The organism is Thermoactinomyces sp. CICC 10523, from assembly GCF_016055105.1.
Lineage (GTDB): Bacteria > Bacillota > Bacilli > Thermoactinomycetales > Thermoactinomycetaceae > Thermoactinomyces_A > Thermoactinomyces_A daqus.
Window position 1 is genome coordinate 91,851 of record NZ_JAECVX010000012.1, and the last position, 15,011, is coordinate 106,861.

At 42.3% G+C, this 15,011-nt stretch carries 14 protein-coding genes and 2 pseudogenes; 9 read left to right on the plus strand and 7 right to left on the minus strand.

From position 1 onward, the window contains the following. Window positions 1–27 precede the first annotated feature (27 nt). Window positions 28–651, plus strand: coding sequence for a recombinase family protein (locus tag I8U19_RS14210; protein WP_029072083.1), 624 nt, complete (start codon window positions 28–30; stop codon window positions 649–651). Window positions 652–795: 144 nt separating this feature from the next. On the opposite strand, the gene I8U19_RS14215 is transcribed toward I8U19_RS14210, so the two are convergent. Then, window positions 796–1,533 carry a sulfite exporter TauE/SafE family protein gene (locus tag I8U19_RS14215; RefSeq protein ID WP_198056262.1) on the minus strand — a complete coding sequence of 246 codons (738 nt, stop codon included), beginning with the start codon at window positions 1,531–1,533 and terminating at the stop codon, window positions 796–798. A gap of 64 nt (window positions 1,534–1,597) precedes the next feature. Beyond that, the gene (locus I8U19_RS14220; RefSeq protein ID WP_198056263.1) at window positions 1,598–1,978 is read right to left on the minus strand and encodes an Lrp/AsnC family transcriptional regulator; all 381 of its coding nucleotides are present in this window, start codon (window positions 1,976–1,978) and stop codon (window positions 1,598–1,600) included. Window positions 1,979–2,255: 277 nt separating this feature from the next. Here I8U19_RS14220 and I8U19_RS14225 point away from each other — a divergent pair. Continuing rightward, window positions 2,256–3,508, plus strand: a pseudogene (locus tag I8U19_RS14225) (MFS transporter). Between the two features lie 167 nt (window positions 3,509–3,675). On the opposite strand, the gene I8U19_RS14230 reads toward I8U19_RS14225, so the two are convergent. After that, a complete protein-coding gene (locus tag I8U19_RS14230; RefSeq protein WP_198056264.1) occupies window positions 3,676–4,059 on the minus strand; it encodes a hypothetical protein in 384 nt (127 codons plus the stop codon). 199 nt (window positions 4,060–4,258) lie between these two features. On the opposite strand from I8U19_RS14230, the gene I8U19_RS14235 reads away from it, so the two are divergent. The 4 genes and pseudogenes from I8U19_RS14235 to I8U19_RS14250 all read left to right on the plus strand — a co-directional run bounded on the left by I8U19_RS14235 (window position 4,259) and on the right by I8U19_RS14250 (window position 6,754). After that, complete coding sequence (locus I8U19_RS14235; RefSeq protein WP_198056265.1) at window positions 4,259–5,101, plus strand: helix-turn-helix domain-containing protein; 843 nt, start codon at window positions 4,259–4,261, stop codon at window positions 5,099–5,101. A gap of 25 nt (window positions 5,102–5,126) precedes the next feature. Next, complete coding sequence (locus I8U19_RS14240; protein WP_081943980.1) at window positions 5,127–5,432, plus strand: hypothetical protein; 306 nt, start codon at window positions 5,127–5,129, stop codon at window positions 5,430–5,432. A gap of 341 nt (window positions 5,433–5,773) precedes the next feature. After that, window positions 5,774–5,980, plus strand: a pseudogene (locus I8U19_RS14245) (NINE protein); the annotation flags it as partial. 18 nt (window positions 5,981–5,998) lie between these two features. Beyond that, window positions 5,999–6,754 (plus strand): DUF4352 domain-containing protein, encoded by a 756-nt coding sequence (locus I8U19_RS14250; RefSeq protein WP_198056266.1) that lies wholly within the window; start codon window positions 5,999–6,001, stop codon window positions 6,752–6,754. A 207-nt stretch (window positions 6,755–6,961) separates the two neighbouring features. Here the strand turns inward: I8U19_RS14250 and I8U19_RS14255 are convergent, their stop codons facing one another. Together I8U19_RS14255 and I8U19_RS14260 are read right to left on the minus strand one after the other, a co-directional pair. Then, window positions 6,962–7,279, minus strand: coding sequence for a hypothetical protein (locus I8U19_RS14255; protein ID WP_198056267.1), 318 nt, complete (start codon window positions 7,277–7,279; stop codon window positions 6,962–6,964). A gap of 271 nt (window positions 7,280–7,550) precedes the next feature. After that, window positions 7,551–8,984, minus strand: coding sequence for a pyridoxal phosphate-dependent decarboxylase family protein (locus I8U19_RS14260; protein ID WP_198056268.1), 1,434 nt, complete (start codon window positions 8,982–8,984; stop codon window positions 7,551–7,553). Between the two features lie 364 nt (window positions 8,985–9,348). Here I8U19_RS14260 and I8U19_RS14265 point away from each other — a divergent pair, with 364 nt between their 5' ends. The 3 genes from I8U19_RS14265 to I8U19_RS14275 are packed head-to-tail and all read left to right on the plus strand — an operon-like array spanning window position 9,349 to window position 12,684. Then, complete coding sequence (locus tag I8U19_RS14265; protein WP_198056269.1) at window positions 9,349–10,317, plus strand: AAA family ATPase; 969 nt, start codon at window positions 9,349–9,351, stop codon at window positions 10,315–10,317. Further along, window positions 10,314–11,435 carry a DUF58 domain-containing protein gene (locus tag I8U19_RS14270; RefSeq protein WP_198056270.1) on the plus strand — a complete coding sequence of 374 codons (1,122 nt, stop codon included), beginning with the start codon at window positions 10,314–10,316 and terminating at the stop codon, window positions 11,433–11,435. The genes I8U19_RS14265 and I8U19_RS14270 overlap by 4 nt, the downstream gene beginning before the upstream one ends. A 7-nt stretch (window positions 11,436–11,442) precedes the next feature. Continuing rightward, window positions 11,443–12,684 carry a DUF4129 domain-containing protein gene (locus I8U19_RS14275; RefSeq protein ID WP_198056271.1) on the plus strand — a complete coding sequence of 414 codons (1,242 nt, stop codon included), beginning with the start codon at window positions 11,443–11,445 and terminating at the stop codon, window positions 12,682–12,684. Between the two features lie 126 nt (window positions 12,685–12,810). Here the strand turns inward: I8U19_RS14275 and I8U19_RS14280 are convergent, their stop codons facing one another. Further along, window positions 12,811–13,755, minus strand: a complete 945-nt coding sequence (locus I8U19_RS14280) for a site-specific integrase (protein ID WP_198056272.1) — start codon at window positions 13,753–13,755, stop codon at window positions 12,811–12,813. 693 nt (window positions 13,756–14,448) lie between these two features. Continuing rightward, complete coding sequence (locus I8U19_RS14285; RefSeq protein ID WP_198056273.1) at window positions 14,449–14,907, minus strand: DUF6338 family protein; 459 nt, start codon at window positions 14,905–14,907, stop codon at window positions 14,449–14,451. Window positions 14,908–15,011: the final 104 nt, after the last annotated feature.

A 15,011-nucleotide genomic window follows, 5' to 3' on the forward strand; every position in this document is an offset into this window, starting at 1 on the left:
AAATGCATTTTCTGGAGGAAGTTCATGGTGAAAATCGGTTATGTTCGTGTTTCATCTGCAGATCAGAATGAGGAACGCCAAATCAAAAAAATGTTGGAGTTAGGAATCGAGGAACGGATGATCTTCGTTGATAAGCAAAGTGGGAAGGATTTTGAGCGGCCCGGTTACCAGACGATGAAGCGTATCCTACGCAAAGGGGATCTTCTTTATCTTGACGCTCTTGATCGCCTTGGCAGGGATTATGATGGGATCATCCAGGAATGGAAACAGATTACGAGGGAAATTCAAGCAGATATTGTGGTGTTGGAAAACGAAACATTGTTTGATAGCCGCAAATATCGAGAGATAGGGGATATCGGCAAACTCATGGAGGACCAGTTTTTGAGTCTCCTCTCCTATGTTGCCGAACAAGAACGGAAGAAAATCAAACAGCGCCAAGCTGAAGGCATATCGCTTGCAAAAGCTCAAGGTAAACATTTAGGAAGACCCAAGATCAATTTACAGACGCTGTCCCATGAGCAACGCCAGTTATTAGCCTCTCACTATCCGAGATGGAAAAACAAAGAGATTACAGGCGTTGAATTCATGCGATTACTTGGGTTGAAAAAGAACTCATTTTATAAGGTGGTCAAAGAGTACGAGAGCATGTGATATCTATAAATAATTGTAAAGCCGTTCCTTTACTAGGAATCGACTTTTTCCAACTTACCCCATTTGCAACTGTATATTTTACACGTATCTCGGACTTACCCCATATAGAAACAACCCGTACGATGAACGGGTTGGTAATGCCGATCATATTAATTTAAACCCGACTTCCATAATCAGCAAAAAAATAATGATATTGATCAGTTTCCGGGCCCATTCCCCCGGAATCCTTGGTAAAACTTTCAAAGCCAATTCTGTTCCGATAACAGACCCCAATGCTAATGGTATGGCATATTTCCATTGAAAATATCCGGTATGATAGAAAATCATAAAGGCTCCCAAACAACTTCCCAAAATAAGGACTCGTGTTAATTGGACAGCTCGGATATAAGCTCTGGTCAAATTCACATAGTGAAGGATTCCAAAGGTAGATGAACCTGGTCCAAACCCTCCGTCATACGCAGCAATAAGGCATGTCCACAAAAGATCCAGCTTCTTCGCCCAAGAAACTGTTTTTTTGTTTCCCCAATCCCATTTTTTCATAGAAATAAGCAGGGCGAAAATGAGAAGAAAAATTGCTGTCACGTTCATCGTATGTTCATTTAAGTGTGAAGTAATGGCTGCACCGATCATTCCCCCGATCATTGCTACAAACAGATATCGCCAGATTTGTTTCCATGTAATCTCCTTGTGCCTTATGAGGGTAACAACACTGGACAAAGATGCAATTCCAGAAGAAAACTTATTTGTGGCTACTCCGATCTGAACCGGAAGGCCAAAAATCATCATTGCAGGGATTGTAATAAGTCCTCCTCCGCCGGCCAGAGTCCCTAAAAACGAAGCGAACAAGCCTGTGAAAAATAACAAGCAACTTTCTTGATACATCTTGCAATCCCTTCTTCCAAAATAACTGGCAATTTGTTATTATCTGCCTTGCAAATCAGAAAGTCTAACCATTTTCGACGTCTTCTGGCGGCAAAATGATCCGGCCGGTAACCGGGGAAGAAAGTACCACAGACGTACAGAAACGGCTAATGGGGGTAAACTTGTCGACCAGTTGTTCCAATTCTTTCATGGATGGTACTGCTACCTTCATGAAATAACTATCGGAACCTGTCACTCGATGGCACTCCAGGATCGCAGGCTCCTCCTTAATCTTTTTTTCAAACTCACCGCAAGGCACCTTTAACTCTCCTGCCTGAATGATAATGAGCAGCTTGCGTTCCGCTATTCTCGGAGAACTCAAGTGTAACTCTCTTGCGAGTTGACTGAACGAGATTCGCCCATTCTGCTGTAAACGCTCCAAAATCTTTATATCGATTTCATCCATCAAATTCACATCCATTCCTGCAAAAATATTAATGAACATAATGGTACCAAGCCCTGAAAGACGAGGTCTTTTTCATGGCAAGTTCCCTCGATTGATCAAATCCTTCAAAAGCAGTTTACTTTAGCGCAGATCTCGCACAATCCTTACGATTTTTAGTTACATAATGATAAACACGTAAAAATCATAAGCATTTCTCTTTTAAATCGTTTGATTTTATATTTAACTCAGAAATCAGCCGGTTTATTATGTCAGAAAGAAACTTGGAAAGGAGATCAAGATGCGAAAAATACATTATGGATGGTGGATCCTGTTCTTCTCCTTTTTTCCCTTTTAACCGTACAGGGAGCCCGGTTATCGTTCGGTTCATTCATTGTACCATGGGAACAGTCCTTTTCCACAGGAAGAGGGATGCTTTCATTTACCGGAACGTTAAGTTTCGTTATTTATGAGTTGACTCAGCCCTTGATAGGAAAATTAATCGATCGATGGGGAGTTCGTCGAATTCTTGCTTATAGCGCTTTAATTACCGGTATAGGTATTCTTTTAACAGTGACTGCCTCCACTCCTTTTGAATTGTGGCTCTGGTTTGGCATCCTCGCTTCTATTGGATTTGGAGGCGCATCGAGTGTTGCTGCATCGATTGCGGTAACAAATTGGTTCAATAAAAAGAGGGGATTGGCCTTAGGCATTATCACTTCGGGGTTTAGAGCCGGCCAGTTTTTCATGGTGCCCCTGGCTCTGGGGGTCATTCGGGAGAAAGGATGGGAAGCTGCGTCCCTCACCTTGGGAGGAATTCTTGTTGTTTTAGCGTTCCCTCTTCTTTTGCTGTTTCTGAAAAACCGGCCTTCGGACATGGGGCTTCAACCCTATGGAGGATCACCAGATAACCAATCAGACATTGCTACAAAAAAAGCAAAGAGACAAGGTTCCAATTTCTCTTTCTGGAGGCATCGGGGTTTTTGGTGTCTGATCCTTCCCTACTTCGTTTGCAGATTTACCACTACAGGTTAAATAGATACGCATCTCGTTCCTTTCGCCCATGACCATGGCTTTTCCCCCGCAGCGACAGGAACAGCTGTCAGTCTGTTGGCTTTGTTCAATGTGGAGGGAACCTTGGCCTCGGGACACTTCGCCGACCGTTGGAGCAATCGGTGGATGTTAGTTACCTTGTATGCTGTTCGGGCAATCACGGTTTTCTTCCTTATTTACATCCATCAACCGTATTTACTCTGGTTTTTTTCCATCCTTTTCGGGTTGGTGGACTTCTCCACCGTGGCTCCCACCACGCTATTCGCAACCAGATATTTTCAGTCAAATGTGGGATTGGTATTGGGATGGCTCTCTTTTGGCCATCAGGCGGGCTCCGCGTTGGGTGCTTTCATTCCAGGATGGTTATACGATTTAACAGGAGGCTACGCTCTTTCGTTCCTGACTGCGACCATTATGTTGGGAGGAGCAGCAGTTCTTAGCTTCATGTTACCGCAAGAAGTTCAGAATCAACAAGCTGAACAACAAGTTGCCGTTCGATGACTTCTTTCCCCGTGCAAGAAAAGATAGACAATTAGTCACTCTTACTGACGGCTTATAATTGATCCACTCCCGTCGAATAAATCCCCTTCGAATCAAAACGAAAAAGTCAATTTGCTTCGGAGGGGACTTATGTTAGAGAGTGGTTTGCTCCTATATGAATCAGGCACTCATGCTTGGTAGGGACTTCGATTCTCTTCCTTTGCACTGCGGATTCGTTCCATTAGGGAAGACAAGGGAATATTGAAATAGTTTCCACTAGTATAATCCAACTGTGCCACAAAACCCGCCGCCGACTGGGAATGGATCAGCGGATGGATCTGAACCGTCCAACCCGGAAGATCGGAAGCCTTACGCATCCGGTCCTCCTGTTCCTTACTGTTTACCTCAAAAAATGCGACCCCGCCAGATTGATCGAGGAAGTGATCGTGAAAGACACAGTGACCCCGCTCCCGGTCAGCAATGTACCGATTGAACAGATGATTGGCCTCCCTCAGTTTCATCCCTTTCGGAGCATATGCCGTCACCATGAAACAACGCCGTTTGTATGTCATAAAGCATCCTCCTCACCGTTTGTAAACGATTCCCCTTTCTTGTTTATTATCATTATCTAAAGAAACCGTCGAAAGAGGCTCGGCATTCGTTGCTCTTCAAGTAGCAATTATTGCCGGGAAGGTATTAATAAAAATATAATGTTCCTATAGAAGTAATCCCCCTCGTTCCTTCCAACCTTGAATCGGAGGACAGGAGAACATGTCACTACAACTAAGACTAAAAAACTGTAAGTTTACAATCTTCACTCTCAGAGAAAGACAAGCCGATGAATATCACGGTCATGAGGACGTGTACCAGATCAGCATTCCGCTTGCGGGAAAAAGCATCATGCAACATGAGCAAACCACCCTGCATATGGCGTCTTCGGAAAGTCGCATGCTTTTGTCCCCCGGTCAGCGGCACAAGCATTCGGCAGCCGAAGGCGGGGCACGGATTTTATTGATTACGATTCGACAAGACTTTCTTGAAAAAGTCGTTGCCGACCGTCTGAACGTCTCCGAAACCGAAGTTTGTTTCTTTCCGTGGAGTGAAGACAGCTACACAAAGATTTTGGTTCAACAGGCGGAACAAGCGTTGTCAAGAAGTCTTCATCATCCGCTTAGCGGCATAGAATTGGATGAATTTGAATGGAACTTGGCGTCATTTTTGTTGTCCGTCCACAAAGGAACTCACTCCAACTGCTGGTTCCCGTCATCTCCGCCTCCGGTTGCACATCCATCATTGCGAAAGGGGATCGAGTATCTCCATTCCAATCTGTCCTCTTCAATCACCTTGGACGACCTGTGCAAGATCACCAATCTCAGTAAATTTCACTTGATTCGCTTATTCCAAAAACATATTGGTACCACACCAGGCCAATATCTTCAGGATCAAAGATTGCACCTTGCATCGCAACTGTTGCGCCACTCCGAAAAATCCGTCACCTCCATCGCCTTTGAGACTGGTTTCAACAGTCTCTCTTCCTTTGAACGGATATTCAGAAAAAAATTCGGTGTCAGTCCAATCAAATATCGCAAAATGGTATCTTTTAAAATACGGTAGATGAAGCAGTACGGAGGCAGGGCACGTGACATCGAAAAACGGCTCGGAACGATCTTGGCCAACCAATGAGGAAACCTCTCCCGATATCACAATGGACCTGAGGCAAAATAGCACCACAACAGTCATGATAGAGGGGACGAAATCGACTGGAATAGTAAAGCTGCCCTTTTTGGGGGCAGCTTTACTATTTTTAGCCAAAAAGAAGATATCGCCCGACTATATCAAAAAAGCGGCCGAAAAATTTTTCAACCAACATAAAGAATGGCCCAGCCAGAGAAACCTGGCCGAACTGGCCGGGACAACCCGACACCAGTCTGCCAAAGTCCTGTAGTTAATTGACAAAAAATGAGCCGCAAAATGACAAAAAACGGAAACCGATTGCGAATTAAAATAAGGGGAGCCAAAAAGAGCATTCGTTGAATTCGGAGATTATAGAGCTAAAAGCGCATGGACAACCAACAAAGAAGATATTGATCCACAAATTTTTGAACGGGTGAAAGACCAGCTATTCCGGGATTGGGATTTTATCTAGAATAAGGCCCGTTGATGCGGATCAGCGGGCCTGACAAAACAAAGGAGGTGAAAAGGTGAGCAATCTGTTTACAGACGATTTGATGACATAAAATAACAGCCATGGTTTGTTAACTCTGAGTTGGAGCAAAAAAGAAAAAATCTACAGCTTATCTGCTCTGGTTCTTCTTGGGCATATTCGGCGCTCATCGCTTTTATGTCGGAGATGCTATTCAAAGCATTATAGATGCCTTTCTGCTTTACTACCGCATCGAAGACATAAAAGCACAGATCGAAGAATCCATTATGACTTTTGGAAACAAATCAGGAGGAATTGGACATGGATCAAAACATTACAAACCATTCTGATGTATCCGGAGTAAAAAAATGGAACTGGGGGGCTTTTTTCTCGGGCCGATATGGGCGATCGGCAACAGAGTCTGGATTGGTTTGCTCGCATTTGTCCCAATATTCGGTTTTATCATGAATATCATATTAGGCGCTAAAGGAAGTGAATGGGCTTGGAAAGCGAAATCATGGAAAAGTGTTGATCACTTCAAAAGCGTTCAAAGAAAATGGGCTTGGTGGGGATTCGGTGTTTTTGTCCTCTTCGTCATTTTCGGCTTCGCTTTCGGAGGTGGAGATACGTCTAACAATCAACCGGTAGCCGACAAACCGCCGGTGTCATCACCTGCCCCGGCTAAAAAGCCGGAACAACCCAAAGTAGCGAAAATCGGTCAGTGGGTCAAAGCTGGCAAGCTGGAATATCGGGTAGATTCCGTTGAGGAAAAAGACCAGCTTAAAAACATAATGGGATCAAAGAAGCCGAGCGCCGGCAACTTCGCTATCCTGAAAGTATCAGTAAAGAATAATGCCAAAGAGTCAAGAGTCATTGATTCCAGTATGACTGTACTGAAAGACAAACAGAATCGCTCATTTGAGCCGGACACAGATGCGATTTTATATGTAATGGACAGCAGCGACGAAAGCAGCTTTTTGAATGAATTTCCTCCGACAGGTGAAAAACAGATTACGCTGGTTTACGACATTCGCGGCGATGCGAAGAACTACACCTTTCACGCCCAAAGTGGATTCGGTTGGGCCGATACTGACGGTTCGGCAGTAATTTCACTGAGTGAATAATTTGCTGAGCAGCACATATATAAAAAAGAGGCCCCTTACTCAGGGGCCCTCCAATAGCAGAAATATAGCTGAGAAGAGAGATTAGCATTGCGGCGGTTCTCCTCCGGTTTTTCCAGCCGGAGGTTCTCCGATGAGAAAACGTTTCATCATTTTCACCTCCTATCTTGACATCTCTTTTAGACATTATTTTTAAAATTCCTCCCCTTTTCAGAAATTAATTTGCGTACCTTTTTTGATCCTGAGTTTTGCTTCTGTCATGGCTTCATACTCAAGCGCTTTTTTGTTATCCAGTACTTTAAGATCATGCTTTTTAATACAATCTAAACACGCCCTGATCCCGTTGTCGTCCATGTTTTGTACGTCTTCAACAATCCGAATATGTATTCGATTTAAGCGGAGACAGCAGACATCACAGTAATCATCCATGTCAGTATAGACCGGATGCGGGTCTGTTGCTATCACCTTTCTCAATTTATGTTCCTCGATATCGGCCAGCCTTCTGATCTTCTCTGCTCTTTCCTCCATTGTAATCCCTCCCAAAAATATCATATTAAGCGATTTCAATTTAGGCAAGATGAGTAATGAAAAAACAACGGTCGCTGAATCAAATTGCGTTAATCACAGCCCTGCTTACAGACTGCTGGTCGATTGGCAAGATTCTTACCAGCTTGGGATATACTGGCCATCCTTTTATCTGTGAAAACATGCCGGGCTTCAGAAATCTTGGTACCAGCAGCATGACGTTGTTTCGGACACTTAAATACATTCGTCTCAAGACCATATGAAAAGACGACTCTTACGAATCGCCTCTTCTGTGTTTATAAAATTGATCCATTCTGTCAAACACTTGATGGATCATTTCTACAGAAGTAAATGGATTGAGAAGAACCGCCCTTAACCAACGATTTCCCCGATAGGTTGGTAAAGAGAAGAAGGTTTGTCCATCACGCAGGAGCGTTTGTTGAAGTTCTAAATTCCATTGATCCGGTGGAATATACTCAGGTCTTCCTCGGAAACAACAAATGTTTGTGTCAGGCTCGCTTGCCAGTTCAAGGTACGGGCGTTGCTTGATTTGCTCAATAAAGGTTTCCATTAAGACATAACTCTCATCAAGAAGTTGCTCATAGCCTTTCATCCCAATATGTTGCAAGGATAGCCACAACTTCAATATGTCTGCATGACGAGTTCCTTGAACGCTAATTTCTCCGAGATTTGTAAATTCGGTATCATTCATATACGGAGCCGGGATACGAAATTCTTTCTCTAAAATGGTTCGATCTTTAAATATAACCATTGCACACGTCTTTGCGATATACATCCATTTCTGGGGATTAAACGTAATGGAGTCAGCTTTATCAATTCCTGTAAGGCGATCACGATGTTTTTTGGAGAATACCAACGCTCCCCCATATGCGGCATCCACATGAAGCCATAGCCTGTATTGTTGTGCGATTTCTGCAATGGCAGGGATTGGATCAATGTTTCCCGTTACGGTTGTTCCCGCCGTAGCAACGATGGCAAAAGGTTTCTTCCCTTGATTGCGGGCTTGCTTAATCTTGACCTCCAAATCAGCAGTGTCCATCTGTGAATTTGCATTTGTTTTGACAGGAATCACAGAAGAAGTCCCTAATCCGAGAAGCATAGCAGCTTTTTGCAAAGATGTATGAGCCACCTCGGAGGCGAACACCACAGGTTGCCCATCAATACCGGATAAACCATTTTGTAAAACAGGGAAAGCATGATTTCGAGCCACCGCAAGGGCTTGAAGGTTTGCAAGACTTCCTCCGCTCAACATGACTCCTCCTGCTTTCTCATTGTAACCAAAAAATTGAGAAATCGTCTGTATGACTTCAACTTCCATATGCGAGAACACAGGTGACATCTCAAGGCTTAACATATTGTTATTCAACGATGCACTAATAAACTCACCTAAACAAGACATGAGCGTTGGGATCGAATCCATATGTCCAATGTAATGAGGATGAGCAGGATTCATTGAACTCTCTAAAATTCCTTTTAATTGTTGAAGGATTTCTTCTGTTGAAAGCCCTTCTTCGGGAAAATATGCATAAGATGGTTTCAATGATTGTGACAGCGGCAATCGTTGAGATGCCGAAGATAAGTTTGAAAGTACCAAACTCATAACAGCTTCCATCAGATGTTTAGCTTCTGGCATATTTCGACCATATGGATCAATAAATGCGTTACTTGGAACAAACGATTGTTTCATGGTGTCACCTTTCTCGATCCAGTTTTCAATATTGTAACACTAACCAAAAAAGTCGTTAATATATGGGGGATTAGGTAGGTCAGGCTACTTGGGGACTTTCTGCTTTTCCAATCACAAACGCGTTTACCGCATCATGAAGAAATTGAAACAGTTGATCCCCTCAGCTTATGATTGACTCGGGATCGCCGAAAAAAATAATCCACTCCCGTCGCATAAATCCCCTTCGAAACGAGAAACGTCAAATTCGCTTCGGAGGGGAACTTATGTTAGAGAGTGGTTTCCCTTGTTATTTTATTATTCTCACTTTTATGATATAATACTCTGACCATAATTCATAATATTATGTTTTTTAGGAGTAATCAAAATGAAATTTATCAGGGAATTAGCTGAAAAAATTAATAATGAAGTCCACAAGGTTGTAATAGGTTTAGATGAGACTTTAAAATTTGTATTGACAGGATTACTTTGTTCCGGACATGTACTGCTTGAGGATCTTCCCGGAGTAGGAAAAACGGTATTATGTAAGGCAATTGCCTCAAGCATCGGATGCTCTTTCAAAAGAATTCAATGTACCCCCGATCTTCTGTCCTCTGATATCCTGGGCACAACTGTATACAATCAAAAATCCGGAGATTTTACGTTTCGTAAAGGTCCCTTGTTTACCCGATTCTTACTTGTTGATGAAATAAATCGAGCAATTCCGAGAACACAATCGGCCTTGCTTGAAGCGATGGCAGAAGGACAGGTTACCATAGAGGGAACAACTCACCCGTTAGAAAAGCCTTTTTTTGTCATCGCAACACAAAATCCGATCGAATTTCAAGGGACGTTCCCACTTCCTGAAGCTCAATTGGACCGTTTTCTGATGAGATTATCACTCGGCTATCCTTCGGAAGCAGATGAACGTTTTATTCTTCGAAGATTTACTCAGTTTGTCCCGATCGAACAAATTAAACCTGTCGTCAGCCCGCAAGATATCATTCTTGCACAAAACACAATTAATCAAGTAACCATCACGGAGGATCTTGAAACTTATATTATCCAAATCATTCGTTCGACTCGTGAACATGAGGAAATTTCTTTAGGTGCATCACCAAGGGGATTAATTTTCCTGACCAAAGCTTCCAAAGCTTTTGCGGCGATTCACGGTCGGGATTTTGTTATTCCCGATGACGTAAAAGCGCCTGTATCCAAAGTGTTATCTCACCGCATCAAAGTGAAGTCATCCAGCCGAATGAAAAAAAGAAGCGAATCGGATGTTCTTGATGAAATCTTACGGAACATTCCTGTGCCTGTGGAGGATGATGCAAAACTGACAGGGGATCGATCATGATGCTGCTTTTTTGGATGGCCATATTGGTGTGTATGATTTGGTTTTATAGCCGCCTTTGGGAGAGGAATATTCAAAAGAATATAGAGATTATCTATGAATTACCACACAAACCTGTCCAAGAAGATGATCAAATTGAGTTTTGGATCAGAATTGAAAATAAATCATATTTTCCCATTCCTTTGATTCATATTAATCAGTTGCTGCCTGAAGGCCTTCGATGGATTTATGATCAGCAAGCGAAACAAAAGTTAAGCATACGAACCTATTTACTTCCCAAACAACGGGTGCGAAAACGTTATCGGATCCGCTGTTTGAAACGAGGCTATTATTTTTTTGAGCCGGTTCGATGCGTTTTGTATGATGGTATAGGATTAAATGAGGTACATATTGACTTACCGACGGATACCCGTCTGTTGGTACGTCCCCAACCAATGGAAGAAGAATTTGCATCCTTCGCCTTAACTGAGTTATCGGGAGAATACATATTATATCGTTGGTACCATGGAGATGAAACCAGAATTTCAGGTGTGCGTGAGTATACAGCAAATGATCCGTATAAACAAATTGACTGGAAAGCCACAGCAAAAACCGGAAAATTGATGGTCAAGGAGTATGATACCACTTCGCAAACATCTATTCATGTCATGTTAAATCTCCAATCTCATGATTACTTCCGGTTGGGCATCAAAAAGGAGATTGTTGACCAGCAATGCCGGGTTGCGGCTGCGATTTTCCTTAAAGCGCAAGAATCGGGGTTTCCTTACGGCTTATTTTCCAACGCGGCGTGGAGCGGGCCAGGAGTATTGAAAATAGAACCAAACTGTTCATATGACCACTTAGATTTTTTGCTTTCTTTGTTGGGAAAAATTAAATCATTCCCTTCCTGCCCGTTTAGTTCGGTCTTAAAAAAATATAATGATGATAATATTAGTAAAACAAACCATTTGATTATCCTGACATCTTTTTGGAATAAGGAAATAACCGAAAGGATCGGGAGTATCATCAAGCGTGGTTCACATGTATCCGTCATTGCCTTTCCCCCACTCTCAAGAAAGGATATTCAAATGGAAAAGGAAATACCCATTTACATGTTTGAAGAGCTGAAACCATGGAGGTGAATAAGTTTTGCTTCCAAAATACAGGTTCCTTTTCTTTTGTTACGCAAGCCAAGTATCAGCCGTTTCGATCCAATTTATCGCACTGACAGCAATATTAAATCAAAGCGGCGACTTTACCGTCAGATTTTTAATCAGCTCTTTCATTTTAGTATGGGGATCAATTGTTTTCGGTAAATATTTCAGCGGCAAACGATTCTTTATGGCTGAATTGCTTCTGCTCTTGATGATCACTGCCTGGTGGCAACTAAAATATGAAGATTCAGCAGTTTCTTTTTTTTGCTTCCTATTTAATCTGCTTTTAATCAAATCTTTAGCTATTGCAAATGAACAAACGGATTCCCGGCGCTATTTATTGCAGACACAAACAAAATTTAATTTGGCAGGGATATTTCTTTCTGTAGGCGCAGCTTATCTATTTGCAGTTAACCGTTATTGGGAAGACCAAGTTTTTCTTTTTTTTATCGCTTTCTTGTTTACAAGGATGGTTTCTTTATCGATGATCTCCAAAATGTCGAGAGATGAGGAAAGTCATCAATCAAAAAGCTCCCTTTATGAATTCTTTATTCCTTTTGCCTTATTAATTACTGGAATTATGGGAGGATGGATCATCCAACTTTCCGGTTGGCCCGTTTATAAAACAATCGCCATTTTTTTATTTTACCTCTTTTCTCCTGTCATCGATGTTGTTGGATTTATTCTCGAGCAATTAATCCCTGACGACTTGCCTTTCAGGCCTCGATTTTATGATGCGTCTGTTAATCAAATAAACGGACTCACCCACGTCCAATCTTCTCTCAACCAAAATAGCTTTAGTGGTCAGTGGGTACAATCGGCTTTTATGATTTTCATTTCGGTCATCGTCGTTTATTTTATTTATAAATCCTTCGAATCCAACACCAAATCAATCAAATCTGCAGCTAAACATGAAGAAGAAATCGAAGAGCGGGAATTTCTTTTTAAAATAAACCCTATTAAAAAAACAGACTTAAAAATGAATGATAATTCACTTACACCAATCAGAAGAACCTATCGTACATTTCTCAAGTTCGCAGGTAAATCATTTACCAAAAGACGTCCCAACGAAACGGCGCCGGAATATATCCGGAAGATTGCCCCATTTATACCCGACAAAAAAGTATTTATGGAAGAACTGACTGATCTTTATCTAAAAGAACGATATGGAAATAAAAATGTTGCGAGCGAACAAGAAAGAGCAAAAAAACTCCTAAACACATTAATCAAAAAATAGTTCCACTCATTGGCCGGGGAAGAACCGATCGAGGCGGAATAAATAGCGGACATCAGACTGGTCTGTTGCTCCGATGAAATAAGCTGCACGAATTACCTGGGCAGCTTATTTCAAAACAGAGGAAAATTATAAAATCCCTCTGGTCGGACTTTTCTTTTTGATGTCGACTTCCCGGATGTACCTCCGCATGATGGCGATGCTCTTGTGACCACTGTGTCGCATAATATCGCGTTCTTCCACTCCATCATCCGCCAACTGAGTGATGATGCCGGCACGCAAACTATGGCCGCCGAATTCGCTCTTATCGAAACCGGCTTTTTCCGCGGCGTCTTTCACTACATTGTAAATGGCCTTGTCGCTCATCCGATTGCCGACCCGCCCCCCCTTATTCACCTGACGAAAAACCGCTCCTTCAGTGATGCCCGCAGCCCGAAGCCAGGCATCCAGTAAACGGACCGGACATTGACTGGCCCTTTCGCCATAATAAATGAACTTCTTCAATCCTTGCCCCTCTTGGTCGGTTTTTCCTTTTCTCACGATGATATAGATCCCTTCATTATCACGTTCGATGTCTTCCACGTTCAACGCAGCCAGTTCGGAACGTCGAAAGGCTCCCGCATATCCAATGACCAATAAGGCGCGGTTTCGGATATCGATTAACCGGTCTCCCTCCATCTCACTCAGAAATGCGTTCATGATCCGTTTGGTGGCTGGCCTCTTTTGTTTTTGGGCAATCCCGATGGTTTTCCGGAGTGCCTTCATCCACCCTTTCACCCGGTCCGTGCTGGCCGGATTGTGATAGACAAATTCTTTATTCCCTCTTGCTTGGGCCTCTTGCTCCATCATCTGCCCATATTCTTTGTAGACCGCGCGGATCGCAACAAGCCGGCGCTGGATCGTGGAATATTTGCGTCCCTTTTCTTTCAACGAATCCAAATAGTTGATGATGGTTGTGCCGGTCACATCCTCGGGGTGTTTCCCGATGGAATCAAGATATTTGCTAAAATCTCTGAAATCTGATTCATAGGCCCGAAGCGTGTTACCCGCATGGAGGTTTTTAAAAACATCCATGGCGCTCCGGGTTAATCCCTCATTCTCAGTAAGCATGATTTCATTTTTTTGGTAAGGAGAAAGCATAATTGATCACCTTCACTATAAGTTCCGATAATATAATGTTATCGGAATCAATTTTTCGTGTCAAATAAGATTGAATTTTTTCTTACCAGTCAGCAAAAGATGAATAATTCGCATAATTTTTGACACCCCAAAGATAGATTTTGCATTTTCAGTTAACATTCAAAATTTTGAATAGACTCTTCCCGTTTTTCTGGCAGGTGTGAAAATTTCTCAGCATTACTTCATACCAAAAATGAGCATTGCGTATGAAATCGCTATGTCCTCTACCCCAATCAAGAAATGAAGCATAAAACTATGTAGCTTCCTTTTTATGGGGTTCTCTGAGCAATCGGCGGCTTCTCTCTGCCTTGCCCGACACCCTTGGTTCCAAATGATCCCTGGGACAGAGACGGTTTTTTTAACGGTTTTAAAGGAGGATCTTTGAAATCATAATAAAACCGCCCTTTTGCCAGGCGGTTACTTTATTATCCTTTGTCTTTCGGAAGTTTAATCGACGGTTTACCAGGTCCTTTTTTAGGTGGAAGAGATGATAAATTAAGAGGTTCATTCGGTCTATAACTTGCTGAATTATTACGAAAATCCCCTACAAATATATTCCTATAAAAAACAGTACTACTCTCTCCTTGTTTACCCTTTTCCGTATTCTTGTTCTTCTGTCTCTTCTTGCTCATTCGATCCATCCTCACTTTCTACACTACTATACAATTCCACTGCCAATATTTCTTCACCAAATATGATCATCCCTGCACTCCCTGGAATCATTTCAACAAAATCATCATTATCATCTAATGTATATACTTTCTCCAGGTATATTTGTTCTTTTGCCGGGTATTTTGAAGCATAAGATCCTTCTGAATATACCCCGCCAATCCGACTCCCATCTTTTAGCCGAACGATAACCCAATAAGGTTTCTTTTTACGAAAGACCCAATCCCACGGAGTAAGAATAGGCTCTTGAAATTCCTTAGTCAAACGATTAAGCCAACCCGAAGTGATCACCTTAAAAAATAAGTAAGCCGTTAATACAGGAAGAGCAAATATGCATAGATACCATGCCCAAATATGTTTTTGAATAATGCCTGTCAACGCCGGGATTAAATTGACCCACTTCAGCCGGTTTAAAATTGACCCACCCCGGTGCCTCATTTAGCCTTTGAAGGTTCCCCGTAAACTCCACTCGTCAGCTTCTC

Bases quoted from the DNA above. Each gene is read 5' to 3' on its own strand.
- I8U19_RS14215 (WP_198056262.1), bottom strand. From the start codon at position 1,533: ATGTATCAAGAAAGTTGCTTGTTATTTTTCACAGGCTTGTTCGCTTCG.
- I8U19_RS14220 (WP_198056263.1), bottom strand. From the start codon at position 1,978: ATGGATGAAATCGATATAAAGATTTTGGAGCGTTTACAGCAGAATGGG.
- I8U19_RS14230 (WP_198056264.1), bottom strand. From the start codon at position 4,059: ATGACATACAAACGGCGTTGTTTCATGGTGACGGCATATGCTCCGAAA.
- I8U19_RS14235 (WP_198056265.1), top strand. From the start codon at position 4,259: ATGTCACTACAACTAAGACTAAAAAACTGTAAGTTTACAATCTTCACT.
- I8U19_RS14250 (WP_198056266.1), top strand. From the start codon at position 5,999: ATGGAACTGGGGGGCTTTTTTCTCGGGCCGATATGGGCGATCGGCAAC.
- I8U19_RS14255 (WP_198056267.1), bottom strand. From the start codon at position 7,279: ATGGAGGAAAGAGCAGAGAAGATCAGAAGGCTGGCCGATATCGAGGAA.
- I8U19_RS14260 (WP_198056268.1), bottom strand. From the start codon at position 8,984: ATGAAACAATCGTTTGTTCCAAGTAACGCATTTATTGATCCATATGGT.
- I8U19_RS14265 (WP_198056269.1), top strand. From the start codon at position 9,349: ATGAAATTTATCAGGGAATTAGCTGAAAAAATTAATAATGAAGTCCAC.
- I8U19_RS14270 (WP_198056270.1), top strand. From the start codon at position 10,314: ATGATGCTGCTTTTTTGGATGGCCATATTGGTGTGTATGATTTGGTTT.
- I8U19_RS14280 (WP_198056272.1), bottom strand. From the start codon at position 13,755: ATGGATGTTTTTAAAAACCTCCATGCGGGTAACACGCTTCGGGCCTAT.